General features: G+C 68.3%; 18 protein-coding genes. 7 read left to right on the top strand and 11 right to left on the bottom strand.

All coding sequences use genetic code 11. From position 1 onward, the window contains the following. The first annotated feature begins 93 nt into the window (after positions 1-93). Both M9980_RS12575 and clpB read left to right on the top strand, forming a co-directional pair. Entirely contained in the window at positions 94-1,725 is a 1,632-nt protein-coding gene (locus M9980_RS12575) for a M28 family metallopeptidase (protein ID WP_250751466.1), read from the top strand. A gap of 60 nt (positions 1,726-1,785) precedes the next feature. Then, positions 1,786-4,365 carry an ATP-dependent chaperone ClpB gene (gene clpB, locus M9980_RS12570; RefSeq protein WP_250751464.1) on the top strand — a complete coding sequence of 860 codons (2,580 nt, stop codon included), beginning with the start codon at positions 1,786-1,788 and terminating at the stop codon, positions 4,363-4,365. Between the two features lie 3 nt (positions 4,366-4,368). On the opposite strand, the gene M9980_RS12565 is transcribed toward clpB, so the two are convergent. From M9980_RS12565 to xseA, 5 genes are all read right to left on the bottom strand, one after another. After that, positions 4,369-5,823, bottom strand: a complete 1,455-nt coding sequence (locus M9980_RS12565; RefSeq protein WP_250751462.1) for a tetratricopeptide repeat-containing sulfotransferase family protein — start codon at positions 5,821-5,823, stop codon at positions 4,369-4,371. Between the two features lie 111 nt (positions 5,824-5,934). After that, positions 5,935-9,252, bottom strand: a complete 3,318-nt coding sequence (locus tag M9980_RS12560) for a TonB-dependent receptor (protein ID WP_250751460.1) — start codon at positions 9,250-9,252, stop codon at positions 5,935-5,937. A gap of 70 nt (positions 9,253-9,322) precedes the next feature. Then, on the bottom strand, positions 9,323-10,180 hold the full coding sequence (locus M9980_RS12555; protein WP_422921366.1) for a M23 family metallopeptidase: 858 nt from the start codon (positions 10,178-10,180) through the stop codon (positions 9,323-9,325). Positions 10,181-10,215: 35 nt separating this feature from the next. Beyond that, on the bottom strand, positions 10,216-10,416 hold the full coding sequence (locus M9980_RS12550; RefSeq protein ID WP_250751459.1) for a DUF2093 domain-containing protein: 201 nt from the start codon (positions 10,414-10,416) through the stop codon (positions 10,216-10,218). A gap of 20 nt (positions 10,417-10,436) precedes the next feature. After that, positions 10,437-11,816: an exodeoxyribonuclease VII large subunit gene (gene xseA, locus M9980_RS12545; RefSeq protein WP_250751457.1), complete on the bottom strand. Its 1,380-nt coding sequence runs from the start codon at positions 11,814-11,816 to the stop codon at positions 10,437-10,439. Between xseA and purD the strand changes: the two genes are divergently transcribed. After that, positions 11,815-13,077: a phosphoribosylamine--glycine ligase gene (gene purD, locus M9980_RS12540; protein WP_250751454.1), complete on the top strand. Its 1,263-nt coding sequence runs from the start codon at positions 11,815-11,817 to the stop codon at positions 13,075-13,077. The two genes, xseA and purD, sit on opposite strands and share 2 nt — an antisense overlap. 54 nt (positions 13,078-13,131) lie before the next feature. Continuing rightward, positions 13,132-13,713 carry a hypothetical protein gene (locus M9980_RS12535; RefSeq protein WP_250751452.1) on the top strand — a complete coding sequence of 194 codons (582 nt, stop codon included), beginning with the start codon at positions 13,132-13,134 and terminating at the stop codon, positions 13,711-13,713. Positions 13,714-13,731: 18 nt separating this feature from the next. Here M9980_RS12535 and M9980_RS12530 read toward each other — a convergent pair whose 3' ends face one another. Next, positions 13,732-15,036 (bottom strand): hemolysin family protein, encoded by a 1,305-nt coding sequence (locus tag M9980_RS12530; protein WP_250751450.1) that lies wholly within the window; start codon positions 15,034-15,036, stop codon positions 13,732-13,734. Positions 15,037-15,169: 133 nt separating this feature from the next. On the opposite strand from M9980_RS12530, the gene M9980_RS12525 reads away from it, so the two are divergent. Then, positions 15,170-15,838 carry a YiaD family glycine zipper/OmpA-like lipoprotein gene (locus M9980_RS12525; RefSeq protein WP_250751448.1) on the top strand — a complete coding sequence of 223 codons (669 nt, stop codon included), beginning with the start codon at positions 15,170-15,172 and terminating at the stop codon, positions 15,836-15,838. 126 nt (positions 15,839-15,964) lie between these two features. Here M9980_RS12525 and M9980_RS12520 read toward each other — a convergent pair whose 3' ends face one another. The 3 genes from M9980_RS12520 to M9980_RS12510 all read right to left on the bottom strand — a co-directional run bounded on the left by M9980_RS12520 (position 15,965) and on the right by M9980_RS12510 (position 16,844). After that, on the bottom strand, positions 15,965-16,393 hold the full coding sequence (locus M9980_RS12520; RefSeq protein ID WP_250754940.1) for a nucleoside deaminase: 429 nt from the start codon (positions 16,391-16,393) through the stop codon (positions 15,965-15,967). Between the two features lie 62 nt (positions 16,394-16,455). Next, entirely contained in the window at positions 16,456-16,620 is a 165-nt protein-coding gene (locus tag M9980_RS12515) for a YqaE/Pmp3 family membrane protein (protein WP_250751446.1), read from the bottom strand. Continuing rightward, positions 16,617-16,844 (bottom strand): hypothetical protein, encoded by a 228-nt coding sequence (locus M9980_RS12510; RefSeq protein WP_250751444.1) that lies wholly within the window; start codon positions 16,842-16,844, stop codon positions 16,617-16,619. Before M9980_RS12510 ends, M9980_RS12515 begins: the two co-directional genes overlap by 4 nt. 186 nt (positions 16,845-17,030) lie before the next feature. On the opposite strand from M9980_RS12510, the gene rpmB reads away from it, so the two are divergent. Further along, positions 17,031-17,327 carry a 50S ribosomal protein L28 gene (gene rpmB, locus M9980_RS12505; protein ID WP_250751442.1) on the top strand — a complete coding sequence of 99 codons (297 nt, stop codon included), beginning with the start codon at positions 17,031-17,033 and terminating at the stop codon, positions 17,325-17,327. Between the two features lie 59 nt (positions 17,328-17,386). Here the strand turns inward: rpmB and M9980_RS12500 are convergent, their stop codons facing one another. Further along, a complete protein-coding gene (locus M9980_RS12500; RefSeq protein ID WP_250751439.1) occupies positions 17,387-18,382 on the bottom strand; it encodes an esterase-like activity of phytase family protein in 996 nt (331 codons plus the stop codon). Between the two features lie 166 nt (positions 18,383-18,548). Between M9980_RS12500 and M9980_RS12495 the strand changes: the two genes are divergently transcribed. Then, on the top strand, positions 18,549-18,929 hold the full coding sequence (locus M9980_RS12495; RefSeq protein ID WP_250751436.1) for a glycine zipper 2TM domain-containing protein: 381 nt from the start codon (positions 18,549-18,551) through the stop codon (positions 18,927-18,929). Between the two features lie 415 nt (positions 18,930-19,344). On the opposite strand, the gene phbB is transcribed toward M9980_RS12495, so the two are convergent. Continuing rightward, positions 19,345-20,067, bottom strand: coding sequence for an acetoacetyl-CoA reductase (gene phbB / locus M9980_RS12490; RefSeq protein WP_250751433.1), 723 nt, complete (start codon positions 20,065-20,067; stop codon positions 19,345-19,347). Positions 20,068-20,096 lie beyond the last annotated feature (29 nt).

The raw sequence follows: 20,096 nt of genomic DNA, 5'->3' as shown, positions 1-20,096 counted from the left end.
CTCCCGCGCAAGCACGGGCGATGCAGTTCGCATCCGCCGGCTTGCGCCCGGCAGGTCTTTCACCGAAACCCTTCGCAAAAGGGGAGAGTTTCCATGCGCCGTATCGCCACCATCCTGCTTGCCGCCACCGCAGTACCCGCCGCCGCCCAGACCGCAGCGCCCGCCCCGGTCATCCGCCCCGAGGAAATGCGCGCCCATGTCGCTTTCCTGGCCGACGACCTGCTGGAGGGGCGCGATGCGGGAACCCGCGGCTATGACATCGCGGCGAAATATGTCGCCAGCCGCTTCGACGGCTTCGGGCTGAAACCGGGCGGCGACGCCGGCGGCTGGTATCAGTCGATCGCCTTCCAGAAGGCGCGGCTCGATCCCACCAAACCCGCCGCACTCACCATCGGCGGGCGCCGGTTCGACAATGGCGGCGACGTTGCGATCCTGCCCGACGGGCGCTTCCAGGACCAGCGGCTGAGCGCGGACGCGGTCTTCGTCGGCTACGGCATCGACGCGGCGGCACAAGGCTTCGACGATTATCGCGGGCTCGACGTGCGCGGCAAGTTCGTCGTCGTGCTGCCGGGCGTCCCGACCGGCACACCGAGCGAAATCGGCGCCAGCCTGTCGGCGGAGAAGGCCAAGATGGCCGAGCGCCGCGGCGCGATCGGCATCCTGACGCTGCCGACGCCGACGATGCTGAAGCAATTCCCTTGGGAGCGCGCGCGTGCCTCAGTCGGCGCCGCCCGCCAGCGCGTGGTCGAGCCCGATGGGACCGTCCGCCTGCCCGCGCCGGGGATCAAGGCCAGCGCCTATGTCCACGGCCCCGCCGCCGACGCGCTGTTCGCCGGCAGCGGGACGACCCCGGCCAAGGTCTTCGCCGCCGCTGCAAAGAAGAACGCGCGCCCGCGCGGCTTCGCGCTGGTCCCGGCGCTGGAACTCGCCCAGTCGAGCCTGGTCGAAAAATCGCGCAGCCCCAACGTCGTCGGCGTGTTGCCGGGCAGCGACCCGAAACTGCGCGACGAATATGTCCTGCTGACCGCGCACCTCGACCACAATGGCGTCAACCCGGCGGCCAAGGGCGAGGACAAGGTCTTCAACGGCGCGATGGACAATGCCGCCGGCGTTGCGACCATGCTGGAGGCGGCGCGCGCCTTCGTCGCCAGTGGACAGGCGCCCAGGCGCAGCGTGATGTTCGTCGCGCTGACGTCGGAGGAGGACGGCCTGCTCGGCTCCGACTATCTCGCGCGCCATCCCGCGGTGCCGCGCGGCGCCAGCGTCGTCGCCGACGTCAACCTCGACATGCCGGTGCTGCTCTACAAGCTGGACGACGTGGTCGCGTTCGGCGCCGAGCATTCGACCGTCGGCGAAGCGGTCGCGCGCGCGGCGGCCAGGACCGGCATCGCGCTGTCGCCCGATTTCATGCCCGAGGAAAACGTCTTCGTGCGGTCGGACCACTACAGCTTCGTGAAGCAGGGCGTGCCGTCGGTCATGCTCGCGACCGGATCGAAGAACGACGGCGCGCGCATCTTCAAGGAGTTCCTGGGCAAGACCTACCACACCCCCGCCGATCAGCCCTCGCTGCCGTTCGACTGGGTGTCCGCGGCGAAGTTCGCGACCGTGAACTACGAGGTCGCGCGCGATCTGGCCGACGCGCCCGAACGCCCGCGCTGGTACGTCGGCAGCCCGTTCGGCGAGCAGTTCGCCAAGGACCAGCCGAAAGCCGTGCGGCCCAAGTGAGCCCCTTGTGTTGCCCAAAAGCAACACCATCTTCGCCGGTGACACGCACAGGATGGCCCCATGAACCTCGAGAAATTCACCGACCGCGCCCGCGGCTTCCTCCAGTCGGCACAGACCGTCGCGATCCGCATGAACCACCAGCAGATCGCGCCGGAGCATCTGCTGAAGGCGCTGCTGGAGGATGAGCAGGGCATGGCCGCCGGGCTGATCGGCGCGGCGGGCGGCGATGCGAAGCGCGCGGTCAGCGAAACCGACCTCGCGCTCAGCAAGATCCCGGCGGTCAGCGGCAGCGGGGCGCAGACGACCCCCGGCCTCAATAACGACGCCGTTCGCGTGCTCGACCAGGCCGAACAGATCGCGGGCAAGGCCGGCGACAGCTTCGTCACCGTCGAGCGCCTGCTGGTCGCGCTCGCGCTGTCGCTCAACACCCCCGCCGGTCGGGCGCTCAAGACCGCAGGCGCGACGCCCGAGGCGCTCAACACCGCGATCAACGCGACGCGCAAGGGTCGCACCGCCGACACCGCCGGCGCCGAGGACCGCTACGACGCGCTCAAGAAATTCGCGCGCGACCTGACCCAGGCCGCGCGCGACGGCAAGCTCGACCCCGTGATCGGCCGCGACGAGGAAATCCGCCGCACCATCCAGATTCTGGCGCGCCGCACCAAGAACAATCCCGTGCTGATCGGCGAGCCCGGCGTCGGCAAGACCGCGATCGCCGAAGGCCTCGCGCTGCGCATCGCCAATGGCGACGTGCCCGACACGCTGAAGGACCGCCGCCTGATGGCGCTCGACATGGGGTCGCTCATCGCCGGTGCGAAATACCGCGGTGAGTTCGAGGAGCGGCTGAAGGGCGTGCTCGACGAAGTGCGCGCCGCCGAGGGCGAGGTCGTGTTGTTCATCGACGAGATGCACACGCTGGTCGGCGCAGGGAAAACCGATGGCGCGATGGACGCATCGAACCTGCTGAAGCCCGCGCTCGCCCGCGGCGAACTCCACTGCATCGGCGCCACCACGCTCGACGAATATCGCAAGTATGTCGAGAAAGACCCCGCGCTGCAGCGGCGGTTCCAGCCGGTCTATGCCGACGAGCCGACCGTCGAGGACACCATCTCGATCCTGCGTGGCCTCAAGGAAAAATACGAGCTCCACCACGGCGTCCGCATCACCGACGGCGCGATCGTCGCCGCCGCGACGCTCTCCAACCGCTACATCACCGACCGCTTCCTGCCCGACAAGGCGATCGACCTGATGGACGAGGCGGCGTCACGCATCCGGATGGAAGTGGAATCGAAGCCCGAGGAGATCGAGACTCTCGACCGCCGCATCATCCAGCTGAAGATCGAGCGCGAGGCGCTGAAGCGCGAAAGCGACCAGGCGTCCCGCGACCGGCTGGCGACGCTGGAGGGCGAGCTCGTCAATCTCGAGGAGCAGTCCGGCGGCCTGACCGCGCGCTGGCAGGGCGAAAAGGACAAGATCGCGGGCGAGGCAAAGATCAAGGAACAGCTGGAGGCGGCGAAGCTGGAGCTCGAGCAGGCGCAGCGGGCCGGTGACCTCGCGAAGATGTCGGAGCTTTCCTACGGCACGATTCCCGCGCTCACCAAACAGCTCGAGGACGCGCAAGGTCAGACCGGTGCGGCGATGCTGCGCGAGGAAGTGACCGCCGACGACATCGCCGGCGTGGTCGGGCGCTGGACCGGCATCCCGGTCGAACGCATGCTGACCGGCGAGCGCGAGAAACTGCTCAAGATGGAGGAGACCATCGGCAAGCGCGTGATCGGCCAGGCCGATGCGGTCCGCGCCGTCGCCACCGCCGTCCGTCGCAGCCGCGCAGGGTTGCAGGATCCGAACCGCCCCCTGGGCAGCTTCCTGTTCCTCGGGCCGACCGGCGTCGGCAAGACCGAGCTGACCAAGGCGCTCGCCGAATTCCTGTTCGACGATTCCAGTGCGATGGTCCGCATCGACATGAGCGAGTTCATGGAAAAGCACACCGTCGCCCGGCTGATCGGTGCGCCGCCGGGCTATGTCGGTTACGAGGAAGGCGGCGTGCTGACCGAGGCTGTCCGCCGCCGCCCCTATCAGGTGGTGTTGTTCGACGAGGTCGAGAAGGCGCACGCCGATGTGTTCAACGTGCTGCTCCAGGTATTGGACGACGGGCGGCTGACCGACGGCCAGGGCCGCACGGTCGATTTTTCGAACACGCTCATCATCCTCACCAGCAACCTCGGCAGCCAGTATCTGGCGTCGCTGGGCGACGGCGAGGATGTGGCAAGCGTCGAGCCCCAGGTGATGGACGTGGTGCGCGCCCACTTCCGCCCCGAATTCCTCAACCGGCTGGATGAAATCATCCTGTTCCACCGGCTGGCCGCGGAGCACATGGCCCCGATCGTCGACATCCAGGTCGCTCGCCTCGGCAAGCTGCTCGCCGACCGCAAGGTGACCGTGACCCTCACTGACGCCGCCAAGGCGTGGCTCGGCCGCGTCGGCTACGACCCCGTGTACGGCGCGCGTCCGTTGAAGCGCGCGGTGCAGAGGTATCTGCAAGACCCGCTGGCCGACCTGATCCTCCGCGGCGAAGTCCGCGACGGCGCGACGGTGACGGTGGACGAGGGCGACGGGAAGCTGGCGCTGGGCGTGGGGTAGCCCTCAGTCGATCGTCCCGCCCGCCGCGCGATAGGCGTCGATGAAGGGCTGGAGATGGGCGCGGTAGGGCTCGGCGGCACCGATGGCATCGCGGCTGATCGGCTGGCGAACCTGCGCAACGCTGGCCGTCGTGACGGCACGCGCGCTTTCGTGCGGGCGCAGCTGCTGCGGCTCCAGATCGAGTCCGCAGTGCGCGACGATGCGGCGGACCTCGGTGTCCGGGTCCGAGACGAGGTCGGCATAGTGCACGGGTAGAATCTGTTCGGGGCGCAATTGCATCCAGTGCGCGAACAGTCGGTCTTCGTCGGCCATCTGTCGCCCGATCGCGGCGAGATCGAACGTCCAGGCGAGATCCTCGATGAAATATGTGCGAAAGATCGACCACGCCGTGTCGAGCGGATCTCGGCGTAGCCAGACCACCGGGACATCGGGAAGCAACGTCGCGACCAGCCCCATGAAGCGGCTGATCTGCAACGTCTTGTCGACGATCCGGCCGGAACCGGGAAAGCGTTCGTCGATAAGGTGATCGTAGAGCGCAACGAGCGCATCACCCTGACCGCGTGCCAGCGCCTGGCGGACGGCATCATACCCGACACCCCCGATCTCCCGCCCCAACACGGCAAGCCGGCCCAGTTCCTCGCCGCCCTGCACCGCGCTGTGACTGACGAGGATCTGCTCTACCAGCGTGGTACCCGAACGCGGCAGTCCCGAAACGATGATCGGGCGGACGCTGCGAGTCCCAGGCGTAGCCAGGGCATCCAGGCTCTCTCCAGTCCAGCCGTCGATGGCCGCGGCGGTTGCCGCCCGTTCCGTGGCCTCTGCAGGGGGGCGCGTCGCACGCACCGCAGCCGCACCTTCGAAAAACGCCGCGAATGCCGCATCGTGGTCGCCGACCTCATCGAGGGCCTTGCCGACCGCATAGTGATAGGCGCCGCGCTCGATCGGCGCTGCTCCGGCCATCGCGTGCCTCGCCTCGAGCATCGCGGTGCGATCCGCGTCCTCGACCCTGCCAGCCATGGCCAGAGACAGCCAGGCCTGGCCCGAACCCGGAGACGTCGCGACGGCGCGGCGAAGGTGTCGCTTGGCGGCGTCGAACTGGCCGAGATTGGTCGCAAGCGTCCCGGAAATATAGGCGTTGCCGACCGGATCGGGGACATCATCGGGCAGGCTCGCCATGATCGCCTGCGCTTCGGCCAACAAACCGGTCCGTGCGTAGGTTGCCGCCTGCTCGAAGCGTCCGAGCGCGCTGTTGCCGGTTTCGGCTGCCAGAATATCGGCTGCGGCCCTGGCGAGCGTGAGCTCGCCGTTGCGCAGCAGGACGAAAATGATCGAGCGCCACTGGCCGCGAAGCGGTGCGCGCGCGGCGACGAGACCGCGACATGCGGTATTTATGGCGGCCCGGTCCTGGCGTTCGAGGGCCGCCTTCAGCTGGGCGATCAGTGTCGGAACATCGGGCATCAATCGGCCTTTCACATCGCCGCCAAGGCGCACCGTTGCAGGCAAGAAAAGGGGGCGGTGCCGACCGGCACCACCCCCAGAAGTGTCAAACGCGTTTCTGTCGAAATCGACTTAGCGCGCGGCTTCACCGAAACGCAGACCCAGCGTGAACCGGACGAAGCGCGGCGGCTGGTAGCTGAGCGGCTGTGCATAGCGCGTGTTGAGCGTGCCGTCCGCGTTCTCGCCAAACTCGTTGTAATCGAGCTTCGACTTGAAGTTGAACACGTTGAACACGTCAACGCCGATGAAGCTGCCCGGGAACTGGGCGATATCGTACTGGACGGCGACGTCGATCTGCTTGCGCCAGTCGCTCTTGAACGCGCTGCCGCGCGGCACGAGGACGCTGGCACCGGTCTTCGAGAACTGCGGCTGCTTACAATAGTAGCTCGCGTTGGCGTAGGCCGCTGCAAATGCATCGGTCGGATGCACGCCGTAGCACGAGAAGCTGCGCGGGCTTTCGAACAGCATGTTCGCGCCGACACGGAAGCTGTTGAACAGCTGATAGGTCCCGTACAGCTTGAACGAGTGCTTACGCTGGTTCGGGTTATCGCCGTACGCGCCGTCGAGCAGACCCGGCTGATCGAAGTCCTGCGTCAGGCCGGCGTCGGTCTGACCGTTGTCCGACTTGACCGCACCCTCGTAGTTACCACGCAGACGGGTATACGCATACGAGCCGCCGACGCCCCAACCGTTCTTGTACGGGCGGTTGAACTGGAACTGAACGGTGTCGTAGTTGCGCGTCGCCTTCGGGTAACCGAGATCGGCGGCCTTCAGCGTGACGACCTGGCACTGACGGGCGTCCGCCGCGCAATCGCCATCGAGACGAACGGTGATGTCCGAACCCGGGTTCGCCAGCACATACTGGTGGAAGCCCGAGAAGGTGCTGGCGCAGCCGGCGATACCGTTGGCCGTGCAATACTTCAGCACCGCAGCATCGATCGCCACGTCGTCCAGGGTACGACCCAGGCGACGGTTGATGTAGGTGACGTTGAAGTCCCAGTCACCCAGCCGCTGCTGCGCGCCGATCGTCCACTCGTCGGTGTAGCTCGGCTGCAGCGACGCCGACACCAGCGTGTCCGTCGGGCCCTGGATACCATCGCTGAAGATGGTGCGGCAGGTCAGGGCGTTGGCATCCGGACCGACCGACGGGCAGCGGTTGGTACTGCCGGCGACCGGCGTTGTCAGACCGACGATGTTGCCATTTGCGTCGAACTGCAGGCCGTTGACCAGGCCCTTCGAGTCGAAATTCGCCGAGCTGACACCGGCCGGATAGGCGAAACGCTGCTCGTAATAAAGCTCGGCGCCGCCCAGACGGATGTTGGTGTTGGTCGCAACCGGGAAGAAGTAGCGGCTCCAGCTGCCACGAATCGTGGTGCGCTTGTCGCCGAAGACGTCGAACGACGCACCCAGGCGCGGGCCCCACTGATCGCCAGACTTGAAGTAGGTGTCGCCGTTCAGCGCATCGTTCGAGAAGCGGTCGTTGCGGACGCCGAGCTGCAGGTTCAGACGCTCGTTGAGCAGCGACCAGCTATCCTGGATGTAGAACGATTCGTTCTGGCTCTTCCAGGTACCGACGTTCTGATACAGGCGGCGACGGACGTAGCCTGCGGTCAGCAGGTACGCGTAGTTGCCGGCATAGCGCGTGTCGGTGGTCGAGCTGAGATCTTCACGCTCGTAACCGGCACGGAAGTGATGGGTGCCAAGCAGGTTGACGTACACGTCGGCGTCGGCACGATAGAACTTGCGGACGTCGGTGTCGGTCGAGTTGGCGGTGCTGAAGCCGCGCGCGGTGGTGGTGATACCGGTGCGCGTGCTCTGCACCAGCGAAATCAGCGGCGACGAAGCAGCCGCCTGGTCGTCGTGGCTTTCGCCATAGGCCGCCGACAGCGTCAGCCACGGCGTGAACTGGCCGGTGTAGGTGCCGACGAAATTGTCGCCGCCAGCCTTCTGGATCAGCGAGCCCTGCGGCGCACCGATCGCCAGCGAGCCTACCGGCGTGATGCTGTTGCCGTTCGGATTCACCGACGCCGCGAAGTCGTCATACTGCGTTATCGCCGTACGCGCGTTGCGGAAATAAGTACCCTCCAGGCGGTGCCCGTCGGCGATGATGAAGTCGAGCTTGCCGCCGAAGAACGGCGAGTTCTGCGTCGTCGTCAGGCGCTGGCTGGTGCTGATGCTGCTGTCCTGCACCTTGCTGTAGTTCGGGTTGTACAGCGCGTAGAAGAACAGGCGATCCTTGATGATCGGGCCGCTGACGTAGAAGTTGGTCTCGATGGCCTGCGAATAATCGTTGCGGTTGTACGCCGCATAGGTGTCCGGCGAATCGTCACGCAGCGCGTCGGGCGCGAAGGTGACCAGCGCACCGGCCTTAAACGAGTTCGAACCCGACTTCGTCGTCGCGGTCGTGAAACCGCCGAGCGCACGACCGAATTCGGCCGGAATGCCGAACAGCTTGACGTCGAGCGACTGGTAGAACTCGATCGGCGGGTTGTTCGAGCCCAGGAAGTTGCGGAAGTTCGTGACGTTCAGGCCGTTCACGTAATAGGCGTTCTCGGCGACGGTCGCACCGCCGATCGAGGCCAGGTTGCCGAACGCGGTGTCGCCCTGCGACGCACCCGGCGACAGCAGGATCAGCGCGGTCTGGTTACGCGCGATCGGGGTGGTGTTCAGCAGCTCGCTGACGTCGCCGATGGTCAGACCGCCGGTGTTGCTGGCGAAGTCGTTGACGCGCTCGACCGAGCCGACGACGACGATTTCATCGCCGTCTGCCGAAGCGGTGCTGGCGGGAGCGGCGCTCGCCCGGAAGGTGTAGGCGGTGTTCTGAGCCGGGTTGACGGCAACCGTCTGGTTGACGACTTCCTCACCCGATGCGGTCGCGACCGTCACGTTGTACGAGCCGGGCGGCAGCGCCTGCACGCGGAAGCTGCCGTTGTCGTTGGTGCTGACCGTGCGGGTGAAGCCCTGCGCGGTCGAACGCACGGTCACGCTTGCGCCGACGAGCGGAGCGCCGTTCGCGTCAAGCGCGGTACCGACGAGCGCGCCGGTATTGAAATCCTGAGCCGAGGCCGGGGTCGCGAGGACCGCGCCGGTCGTCAGGCCCGCGCCGAGCAGCGCGAGCGCCTGCAGTGCTGCGCCGCCGCGCAGTGCCTTGCGCTTGAAAATGGAGTTGCTGGTCACGAAATCTTCCCTCGCATTTGGCCTGTCTTCGACGCGTCGCCGCATCGCCCCTTGGCCGTTTGAACGCCACAGCACGCGCGCAATGTGCGCGTGGTGACATGTGCACCGGATGAGCCGCCGTTCATTGGGTGTAAAGCTACCAATCGCGGCATGCCGCGGCTTTTCGCGGGCCTGTAGCGAAAATGCCACAGAAGTCTGCTTCGGATCGCCCAAATATGCTGCGTTGCAGCGGTGAAACCGGTTACCGCTGATACATTATTTCAGCGGTGCGGAGAAAACGCCGTCAACCGCCCCCCATCGCCCCCGCCAGCAGCAGCGGGTCGAGTCGGGCGCCGCGCCACTTCATCCCCCAGTGCAGGTGCGGGCCGGTGGCCCGGCCGGTGCTGCCGACGTAGCCGATCACGTCGCCCTGGCGCACGCGCTGGCCGGGGCGGACGGCGATGCGCGAGAGGTGCAGGAAGGCGCTGTTCAGCCCCATGCCGTGGTCGAGCATCAGCAGATTTCCCTCCAGCGTGAAGGGGTGGTCGGCGGCGAGGATGACGACGCCGTCGGCGGGCGCGACGATCGGCGCACCGGCGGGTTTCGCGACGTCGACGCCCGAGTGATAGGCGCCGGGCTCCCCCTTGTAGATGCGCTGCGCACCGAACAGGCCGGAGATGCGGCCCGTCGCCGGCCAGACGAACCGCTGGCGCCAGCCGTCGACGGCGTTGTCCTGCGCACGGGCGCCGTTGATCTGCGCCAGTTCGGGCGGACGCAACCGCACGAATTCGGCGTCGGGCTGCGGCTGCTTTGGCAACGTGTCGAGCCGCTCGATCCGCCAGGCGCGGGGGGACACCGCCAGCGCCTCGACCACGCTCGATCCGTCGCTGCGGGTCGCGACCAGCCGCGCGGCGGGCGCGGCGTCACGGTCGAAGGCGATCAGGAAACGCCCGTCGCGTGCCACGACGACGTCTTGCCCATCCAGCCTCAGCCGCACGGTGCCGGTCGGGGCGGTGCCGAGCACCACGCCGCCCTGCGTCATCGCGCCCTCGAGGACGAAGCGCGCCGGCGGCAGGGGCTCGGGCTGCGTCATCGGCAGCGGCGCAACCGCGCCTACCGCGACCGGCTGGGCATCGCCCACGCACGCCGTAAGCAGCCCCATGACGGCGACGACGATTCCCCGCCTCGCCCCGCGCATCATCGCGGTGCCATCGCCTCGCTGGCCAATTGCGCGGTGGCATAGGGCGCCTGGGCGGCGACGTCCCAGTAGCGCAGCACGTCGAGCGGAATGCGCGAGCCCGAGGCCGCACAGACGACATGGTCGCCCGCGGCCAGCACGCGAAAGCCGTTGGCCATGTAGTGCAGCCGCGCCGGGCGGTCGGAATTGGACATCAGCATCGCTCGCGCACTCTCGTCTTTTACAGCAGGCTCGGCTGCTCGGGCGGCTCCGCATAAGCCTTGCCGGTCCCGCGCTCAAGCCGGGCGGGCACCGCGCCGTCGCGGAAGGTGATAGTCAGCGCGCCTGCCGCACGCGCGTCCGCGGCGCTGGCGACGACGCGGCCCGTCGCCCGCGCCTCGACGCGCGCATAGCCCCGGTCGAGCGGCTTGTCGGGATCGACGCTTTCCAGCAGCCGCCCGAGATCGCCCAGCCGTGTGCGAGCCGCGGCCAGCCGCGCGTCGAGAATCGCCGGGCGCAGCGCCCCGCCCGCGCGGTCGAGATCACGCCGCCCCGCCGCCAGCCGCCGTTCGAGCGCGAGGCCGAGGCGCGCAGTCAGATCGTCGGCGCGCTGGCGCTGCGGCCCCAGGATCGCATCGCGCCGCGGCAGCACCCGCACCAGCGCCGCCAGCCGCTCCGCCCCGCGTTCGTGATAGCGCCGCGCGCAGCGTTCGGTTCGCAGCGACAGTGCGGCGATATTCGACTGCAGCTCGGCCTTCACCGGTACCGCGAATTCCGCGGCTGCGGTGGGCGTCGGCGCGCGTACATCGGCGGCGAAGTCGCACAGGCTGGTGTCGGTTTCGTGCCCCACCGCCGAGATGATCGGGATGGTGCAGTCCGCGACCGCGCGGACGACGGCCTCCTCGTTGAAGGCCCACAGATCCTCGATCGAGCCGCCGCCGCGGGCGACGATGACCAGATCGGGCCGGGGCACCGGCCCGCCGGGAACGATCGCATCGAACCCGCGCACCGCCGCCGCGATCTCCGCCGCCGCGCCCGCACCCTGCACCTTCACCGGCCAGACAAGCACGTGACAGGGGCAGCGATCCTCCAAGCGGTGGAGGATGTCGCGGATGACCGCGCCGGTCGGCGAGGTGACGACGCCGATGACGCGCGGCAAATAGGGAATGTCCTTCTTGCGCTCGCGGTCGAACAGCCCCTCACCGGCAAGCTTCGCCTTCAGCTTTTCGAGCAGCGCCATCAGCGCGCCTTCGCCGGCCAGCTCCATCCGGTCGATCACGATCTGGTATTTCGACCGCCCCGGATAGGTCGTCAGCTTGCCGGTCGCGATCACCTCGACCCCGTCGGCGGGGGCGAATTGCAGCGCGGAGGCGGAGCCGCGCCAGATGACCGCGTCGATCACCGCGCCGTCGTCCTTCAGCGCCAGATAGGCATGGCCCGAGGCCGCACGCTTCCACCCCGAAATCTCGCCGCGGATGCGGACGTGGCCGAATTCGCCCTCGACCACGCGCTTCAATTTCGCCGACAGCTCGGTCACCGACATATCGGGTGCGTTGCTGCCCGGCGCCGGCTCGGCTACCAGCCGGCTCGCCGTGAAATCGTCTGCAAAAGGGTCGGCCATGAACGTCCTGATACTGGGCTCGGGTGGCCGCGAACATGCGCTGGCGTGGAAGCTGGCGCAATCGCCGCGCCTCACCAAATTGTTCGCAGCGCCCGGAAATCCGGGCATCGCAGCCCATGCGACCTGCGTCGATCTGAACATCGCCGATCACCGCGCGGTCGTCGATTTCTGCCGGCGCGAACATATCGGCTTCGTCGTGATCGGCCCGGAAAAGCCGCTGGTCGATGGCCTCGCCGACAATCTGCGCGCGTGCCGGATCGGCGTGTTCGGCCCCGGCAAGGTCGCCGCGCAGCTCGAGGGGTCGAAGGGCTTCACCAAAGATCTTTGCGCGCGCGAGACCATCCCGACCGCGCACTACGAGCGGGTCCATGCCCTCGACGGTGCGCGCGCGGTCGTCGGCGAATTCGGGCTGCCGGTGGTCATCAAAGCCGACGGGCTGGCCGCGGGCAAGGGCGTGACGATCGCCACCACCGCGGCGGAAGCCGACGCCGCGCTGGTCGCGCTGTTCGACGGCCACGGCGGCGAGGCGGTGATCGAGGAATTCCTGCAAGGCGAGGAAGCGAGCCTGTTCGTGCTGAGCGACGGCACACACCTGCTCCCGTTCGGCAGCGCGCAGGACCACAAGCGCGTGGGCGAGGGCGACACCGGCCCCAACACCGGCGGGATGGGCGCGTACAGCCCGGCGCGGGTGCTGACCCCCGAACTGGAGGCGCGCGCGATCGACGAGATCGTCCGCCCGACCATCGCGGCGATGGCGCGGATCGGTCACCCGTTCCAGGGCGTGCTGTACGCCGGGCTGATGCTGACCGCCGAGGGGCCGAAGCTGATCGAATACAACGCCCGCTTCGGCGACCCCGAATGCGAAGTGCTGATGCCGCGGCTGGAGAGCGACCTGCTCGACCTGCTGATCGCCACCGACGACGGGACGCTGGGGACGCGCACCGCGACGTGGCGCGACGACACCGCGCTGACGGTGGTGATGGCGGCGCGCGGTTATCCCGGCACGCCTGAGGCCCGCGGCGCGATCGCGGGAATCGACGCGGCGGAGGCGGCGGGCGGTATCGTCTTCCAGGCCGGCACCGCGGGCGCGGGCGACGCGCTGGTCGCCAGTGGCGGGCGCGTGCTGGCGGTGACGGCGCTCGGACAGGACGTCGCCGCGGCGCAGGCCGCCGCCTACGCCGCGGTCGACGCCATCGATTTTCCGACCGGTTTCTGCCGCCGCGACATCGGCTGGCGCGCGGTGGCGCGCGAGCGCGGCTAGACGGCGGCAGGGACGCCGCTATCCTTGGCCGCTCCAGTTTCAGGAGCGTTCACGATGGGCACCACTTCGACCGACCACGGCGTGCAGGCCTATGCCTGGGTGACGCCGGCCACGCTGATCGCGATCGCGGTGTTCGCGGTGCTGGTCATCGCCGCGATCATCTGGGGCGCGCGGCTGAAGGCGCAGCGCAAGGCCGCCGAAGTCGAATTGCGCGACGAGGCCGAGGCGATCGTCGCGAACACGCCAGTCGATGACACCGCGCCGACCGAAGTGCTGGTGGTGCCCCCGCCTCCGGTCGCCCCCGCCCCGCCGCCACTGGCTGCGAGCGAGACGCCCGCGACATACGAACCCGCGCCAGTGGCTACGCCCGCTCCGTCCGCGAGCCCTTCCGCAACCGGCGCGGACGATCTGACATTGCTGAAGGGTGTAGGCCCGAAGCTCGCGGCGCGGCTGGCCGAACTCGGCGTCACCCGCTTTGCACAGGTTGCGGCACTTTCGTCGGCGGAGGCCGATGCCCTCGACGCGCAGCTCGGCACGTTCCGCGGGCGGCTGACGCGCGATCGCTGGATCGATCAGGCCGCCTATCTGGCAAAGGACGACCGCAAGGGGTTCGAGGCGGAATTCGGCAAGCTGTAAGGCGCGAAAGCTGCGCGGTCAGTCGATCCGGCTGACCAGCAGCTTGTCGATCTTGCGCCCGTCCATGTCGACGATCTCGAAGCGCCACCCCTGCGTCTCGAACCATTCGCCCTCGACCGGCAGGCGCTTCAGCACCGCCAGCGCAAGGCCGGCGACCGTCGCGTAGTCGCGGTCGCCGTCGAGATCGAGGTCGAGCCGGTCGGCCAGCGCATCCGCCGCCATCTGGCCCGACACCAGCAGCGACCCGTCCTCACGCACCGTCACCGCGGCTTCCTCACCCTCGGCCACGTCGGACACGAAGTCGCCGGCGATGGCGGCGAGCAGGTTGGCGGGCGTCACCACCCCTTCGAAATGGCCGTATTCGTCGTGGACCAGGCCCATCGGCACCTCGGCGCGGCGCAGGCTGACGAGCGCGTCCATCGCGTCGAGCTGGTCGGGCAGCACCGGCGCGCTGCGCATCAGCGTGCGCAGGTCGAGCGGCTGGCCCCGGACCAGTGCCTCGACGATGTCGCGCGCCTGCACCACGCCGATGACGGCATCGACCGAGCCTTCGGCAACCGGCAGGCGGCTGTGTGGCGTCTCGAGCAGTTTCGCGCGCAACCCCGCCTCGTCCAGCCCGACGTCGAGCCATTCGATATCGGTGCGCGGGGTCATCACTTCCCGCACCGGGCGATCGGCCAGCCGCACCACGCCCGAGATGATCGTGCGCTCATGCTCCTCGATCACGCCCGACTTCGACGCCTCGGCGACGATCAGGTGCAGTTCCTCCGCGGTCACCTGGTTTTCCGATTCGCGGTTGAGGCCGATCAGCTTGAAGATCAGCGCGCTCGACGAATCGAGCAACCACACGATCGGCGCCGTAATCCGAGACAGCCACAGCATCGGCACCGCCATGATCGCGGCGATCGGTTCGGGACTGCGCAAGGCGAACTGCTTGGGAACCAGCTCGCCGACGATCAGCGAGGCATAGGTGGTCAGTCCTATGACGATCGCGAAGCCGACGGTTTCCGCCGTGGCGTGCGCCAGCCCGAGCATCTCCAGCCGCGCCGCGGTCGGGCTGCCGAGGCTCGCGCCCGAATAGGCACCGGCGATGATGCCGATCAGGGTGATGCCGATCTGGACCGTCGACAGGAACTTGCCGGGATCGGACGCCAGCAGGATCGCGGTGCCGGCGCCGGGCTTGCCGACCTTCGCCATCGCCTCCAGCCGGGCTTTCCGCGCCGACACGATCGCAAGCTCGCTCATCGCGAACACGCCGTTCAGCGCGACGAGCGCCAGGATGATCGCGACGTCGATCCAGGGAAAGGGGGGAAGCGCGGTCATGGCGAGTGGCCAGCCATATGCGGTATCCTTGCGGTTGCACAACCGTCTCTACAGGCGATGTTCAGTGCGCAGGTGGAACAAGCACGCCCGAGCGCGTGTTTGGGGGCGCGACATCAAAGGGAGTTTGAAGACCATGATCCGTTCGAAACTGCTGCTGGCCGCAGCGCTTGGCGCGACCGCGCTGACCAGCGCGTGCGTCACCGACCCGGAAACCGGTGAGCGCAAGATTTCCAAGACCGCGATCGGCGGTCTGGGCGGTGCGGTCGGCGGCTATCTGCTCGGCGACCTCGTCGGCGGGCGCCGCGACCGGACCGAGAAGATCGTCGGCGCCGGCATCGGCGCGCTCGCGGGTGCGGGCATCGGCGCGTACATGGACAAGCAGGAGCGCGACCTGCGCGCCCGCACCGCCGGCACCGACGTCCAGGTGATCCGCCAGGGCGACGACCTGGTGCTCAACATGCCGTCGGGCATCACCTTCGGCTACGACAGTTCGAACGTGCAGCCGCAGTTTCAGCCGACGCTGAACCAGGTCGCGCAGGTGCTGAGCCAGTACAACCAGACCTATGTCGACGTGTACGGGCACACCGATTCGACGGGTGCCGACGCCTATAACCAGAGCCTGTCGGAGCGGCGCGCGGCGTCGGTCGCCGACTATCTGGCGGGGCGCGGGGTGATTCGCGAGCGGCTCGGCACGCGCGGCTATGGCGAAACCCAGCCGGTCGCATCGAACGCCACCGAGGACGGCCGCGCCGCCAACCGCCGCGTCGAGATCAAGATCGTCCCGATCACCCAAGGGGCATAACTACTCCTCCCCGGCACGGGGAGGTGGCGCGCGAAGCGCGACGGAGGGGGCGGGCCGCAAGCGTTTCCTGTGCGCCCCGCCCCCTCCACCAGCTTTGCTGGTCCCCCTCCCCGTGCCGGAGGAATTTTATCGCCGCGCCGCGAAGAATTCCCGCAGCATCGCGCCTGCCGCGCCCGCGCCGATACCGGCGTACACCTCTGGCCGGTGGTGGCAGGTCGGCTGGGCGAAGAACCGCGGACCGTGCTCGACCGCGCCACCCTTCGCGTCGCTGGCGCCGTAATACAGCCGGGCGATCCGGGCGTGGCTGATCGCCCCGGCGCACATCGCGCAGGGCTCCAGCGTCACCCACAGGTCGCAGTCCTCCAGCCGTTCGCGGCCCAGCACCTCGGCCGCGGCGCGAATCGCCAGCATCTCGGCATGGGCGGTCGGATCGTTGAGCGCGCGCGGGGCATTGGCCGATGTCGCCATCACCTCGCCCGCCAGCGTCACCACCGCCCCGACCGGCACTTCGCCCGCCGCCGCCGCCTCGCGGGCGGCGGAGAGCGCGAGGCGCATTGGTTCGGGAAGCGGGAACATGTCAGGCGACTAGGGGCAACCGCCGCGCCCGCGCAAGTCGGTCACACGTCGGCGCGCAGCACGATCCACAGCGCGAAGATCAGGCCGGGCACGAAGCCGATCAGCGTCAGGATCACCGCGATCCAGAATTCCTGTCCCAGCCCCCGCTTCAGAAACACGCCGAGCGGGGGCAGCAGGATCGCGGCAATCACCTGGAGAAAGGTCACTGCGCGGTGGCCGCGTTGTCCGCCTTCGTCACTTCGATCTTCGGCACGGCCACCGTCTTGTTGACGGTACCGACGTCGATCGTGCCGACATCGACCTTGGGCGCGGTGCCCGACTGGACGCTGACCCTGGGCAGGCTGCCGCCGCCGATCGACACCATGCCGAGCGACATCAGCACGATCAGGACGATGGCCGCGAGGCCGATGAGGACGAGCAAGGCGCGCATGGATGAAAACTCCCCGGACTGTTTTATGACGAGCCGCTTTTTTCGAATCGTTCGCGTAATCAAACGTCGCAGGCTTGCGGTAGGTTGCATGCGTCTGCGGTGAATCGGTTGACGCCGGACGCCTGGTTGGGTAGGGGCGCGACCTTTCCGGGGTTCTTTGGACCCCAAGAAACTCAGGATTGCATCATGTCGCGCATTTGCGAGCTGACCGGCAAGGGCCGGCAGGTGGGTAACAATGTTTCCCACGCCAACAACAAGACCAAGCGCACGTTCCTGCCCAACCTGCAGAACGTCACGCTGATCTCGGACGCGCTGGGTTCCAGCGTGCGCCTGCGCGTATCGACCCACGGCCTGCGCTCGGTCGAGCATAACGGCGGCCTCGACAACTGGCTGATGAAGACCAGCGACGACGACCTGTCGCTGCGCGCGCGTCGCCTGAAGCGCGACGTCCGCAAGAAGCTGGCGGAGACGCAGGCGGCGTAACGCCGCTTTCGCGACCGTCTTTCCTCGCGAATCGAACGAAACGCCGCGCTGGCCCCAAGTCAGCGCGGCGTTTCGTTCGTCCGCGCGTCGTCCAGCCGGAATTTCAACAGCAGCGTGCGCTGGAAGAGGCTGGGGGCATTGTCGTCACTGACCAGCCACAGGATCGTCGCCCCGCCCTCGCGCGTCACCGCCACCCCTTCGAAATTGTCGTGGATCAGCGGGGCTGCGAGGCGCGCGACCTCTCGCCCGGTCACCAGCGCCCCGGGCCGAACCGCACGCGCGTCGACCAGCGACACCGTCGCGGTGAAGCCGTCGCGAATCGTCGCCGCGCGGTGCAGCACCACCAGCCGCCCGTCGGGCAATTCCGCCGCATCGGTCACGCGGTATCCCGGCGGCGCGCGGTAGCGGAAGGCGAAGGCCCGTGCGCCACCAAGCGTCGGATCGCGGTCGAACGCTACGGCCTGCGTGCCCCCGCCCTTCGCCCGCGCGCTTTCGGCGAACACCAGGAAGCGTCCGTCGCGCAGGCGCACCAGCGCCTCGGCCCCGCCATTGTCGGGCCAGTGCCGCATCGGCGCGGGACGCGCGCTGCGCTCTACGCGGGCGAAGCCGGGAGCGTAGCGCCAGATCGCGTCGGCGCGCTCGAACCCCACCCAGACCCGCCCGCTCGCCGGATCGACCGCCATGCTTTCCGAATCGCGGTCCTCCTTCTTCCATCCGACGCCCGGCCCCGCCGGCAGCGCGGCGAATCGATAGTCGTGCGGGCGCAGGTCGCCCCCCATGCGAAAGCCGAAGGTCAGTCCGCCGTCGCTCAACAGGTCGAATCGGTCGCCCGTCACCGTCAGCGCCGAAAAGCCGCCGAACGCCGGATCGCGGCTCGAGAAATGCAGGCCGCCGAGGAAGGTGAGCGCCCCGACGCGGCGCACCGCGGGATCGTCGGCCAGCGTCACGCGCGCGACCGTAACGCCCGGCGTACCGTCGTACAGGGCCAGGCGCGGCTCCCCCGACCAGCCGGGGACGAGCATCAGCACCAGCAGGACGATCAGCAACGCGCGCATCGCGCTGCGTCATAGCCGCGCCCGCGCCCCAGCAAAGCGGTTTCGCTGAACGAACGATAACAGACGCATTCAGCATCGGGCCAATGCCCGGGGCCTAGACCGTCTCTTGTCGAGGGCGGCTGATTCGCACCCGCGCCGAACGAAACGAAGTCGAAGGAGACGTTACATGTTCAAGAAACTGACGATCGCCGGCGCTGCGTTCGCACTGGGTGCGACCGCGCTGATCCCCGTCGCTCCGGCGATGGCCCAGCGGTACGACCGCGGCTATTCGCAGTACGATCAGGGCTATGGCTACAACGGCTATAACCGCGGCTACCGCGGGCAGGACCGCCGCTACTACAACAACCGCCGCAACTATAACGGCTGCAAGGACGGCGACGGCGGCACCGTGATCGGCGCGATCGCCGGCGGTCTGGCCGGCCATGAGCTCGCAGGGCGCCGCGGCGACCGGACGCTCGGCGTGATCCTGGGCGGTGCGCTTGGCGCAGTCGCCGGGCGCGCGATCGACCGGGCGGACCCGCCGCAGGGTTGCCGCCGCAGCCGCTAACCGCGCGGCCTTAACTTTTCACGAGATTCCCCGCCGTGTTGCGTATCGGCTGGGAGCGTTCCCCGGGTGGCGTATCGGGGGCATGGGCCGGTTCTGAAAGGAACCGGCCCATGTTTGTTGGCGCGAAGGTGCGTCGGCGAAGCGACGGCACCGATGCGCAGCATCGCGCCGACCGGCCGGCGGGCGAAGCCCGACCGACGACGCGGGCTTTGCCCGCGGCGCGCGATGGCAGCGGGACTTAGCCCACCGTTCGTGCTGAGCGAAGTCGAAGCACGTGCCGCACGCGGGGCGCTGCTACCAAGGCCCCGCCGCGGGCAAAGCCCGCGTCGTCGGACGGGCCTTTGGCCCGCCGGCCGTGCCGGGCGCTGCGCGGCCGAGCCGCGCACCGGGGCGAACGCCGTCGCCCCTGCGCCCGTCAGTACATATGCTGCCCGCCGTTGATCGACAGCGTCGAGCCCGTCACGAACCCACCCTCCTCCGAGCACAGAAACGCAACCCCGCGCGCGATCTCGCTCGCCTGGCCCAGGCGCCCGACCGGAATCTTCGCGACGATCTTTTCCAGCACGTCCGCCGGCACCGCTGCGACCATGTCGGTGTCGATATAGCCGGGCGCGATCGCGTTGACGGTCACGCCGGCCTTTGCGCCTTCCTGAGCCAGCGCCTTGGTGAAGCCGTGGATGCCGCTCTTCGCCGCGGCGTAGTTGACCTGGCCGTATTGCCCGGCCTGGCCGTTGATCGAGCCGATGTTGACGATCCGCCCCCATTTGCGCTCGCGCATGCCGGGGAAGGTCGCCTTCGCCATGTTGAAGCACCCGCCGAGGTTGGTGCGCATCACGTCGTCCCACATCTCGTAGGTCATTTTCAGGATGGTGCCGTCGCGGGTGATGCCGGCGTTGTTGACCACGACATCGACCGGGCCGAGCTCGGCGGCGACCTTCGCGCAGCCGTCCTGGCAGGCCTGGAAGTCGCCAACGTCCCATTTGTAGGCGGCGATGCCGGTGCGGTCGGTGAATTCCTTCGCCCGCTCGTCGTTGCCGGCGTAGTTGGCGGCGACCGTGAAGCCCAGATCCTCCAGTGCAAGGCTGATCGCCTCGCCGATGCCGCGCGTTCCACCTGTGACGATCGCTACCCGTGCCATGCATCGCTCTCCCAGAATTAATGTACGTT

It is taken from the genome of Sphingomonas donggukensis (genome assembly GCF_023674425.1).
In the GTDB taxonomy this organism is placed as follows: Bacteria; Pseudomonadota; Alphaproteobacteria; order Sphingomonadales; family Sphingomonadaceae; genus Sphingomonas; species Sphingomonas donggukensis.
Note: the sequence above shows the minus strand (reverse complement) of the source record. Positions and strands in the feature narration are given on the sequence as shown.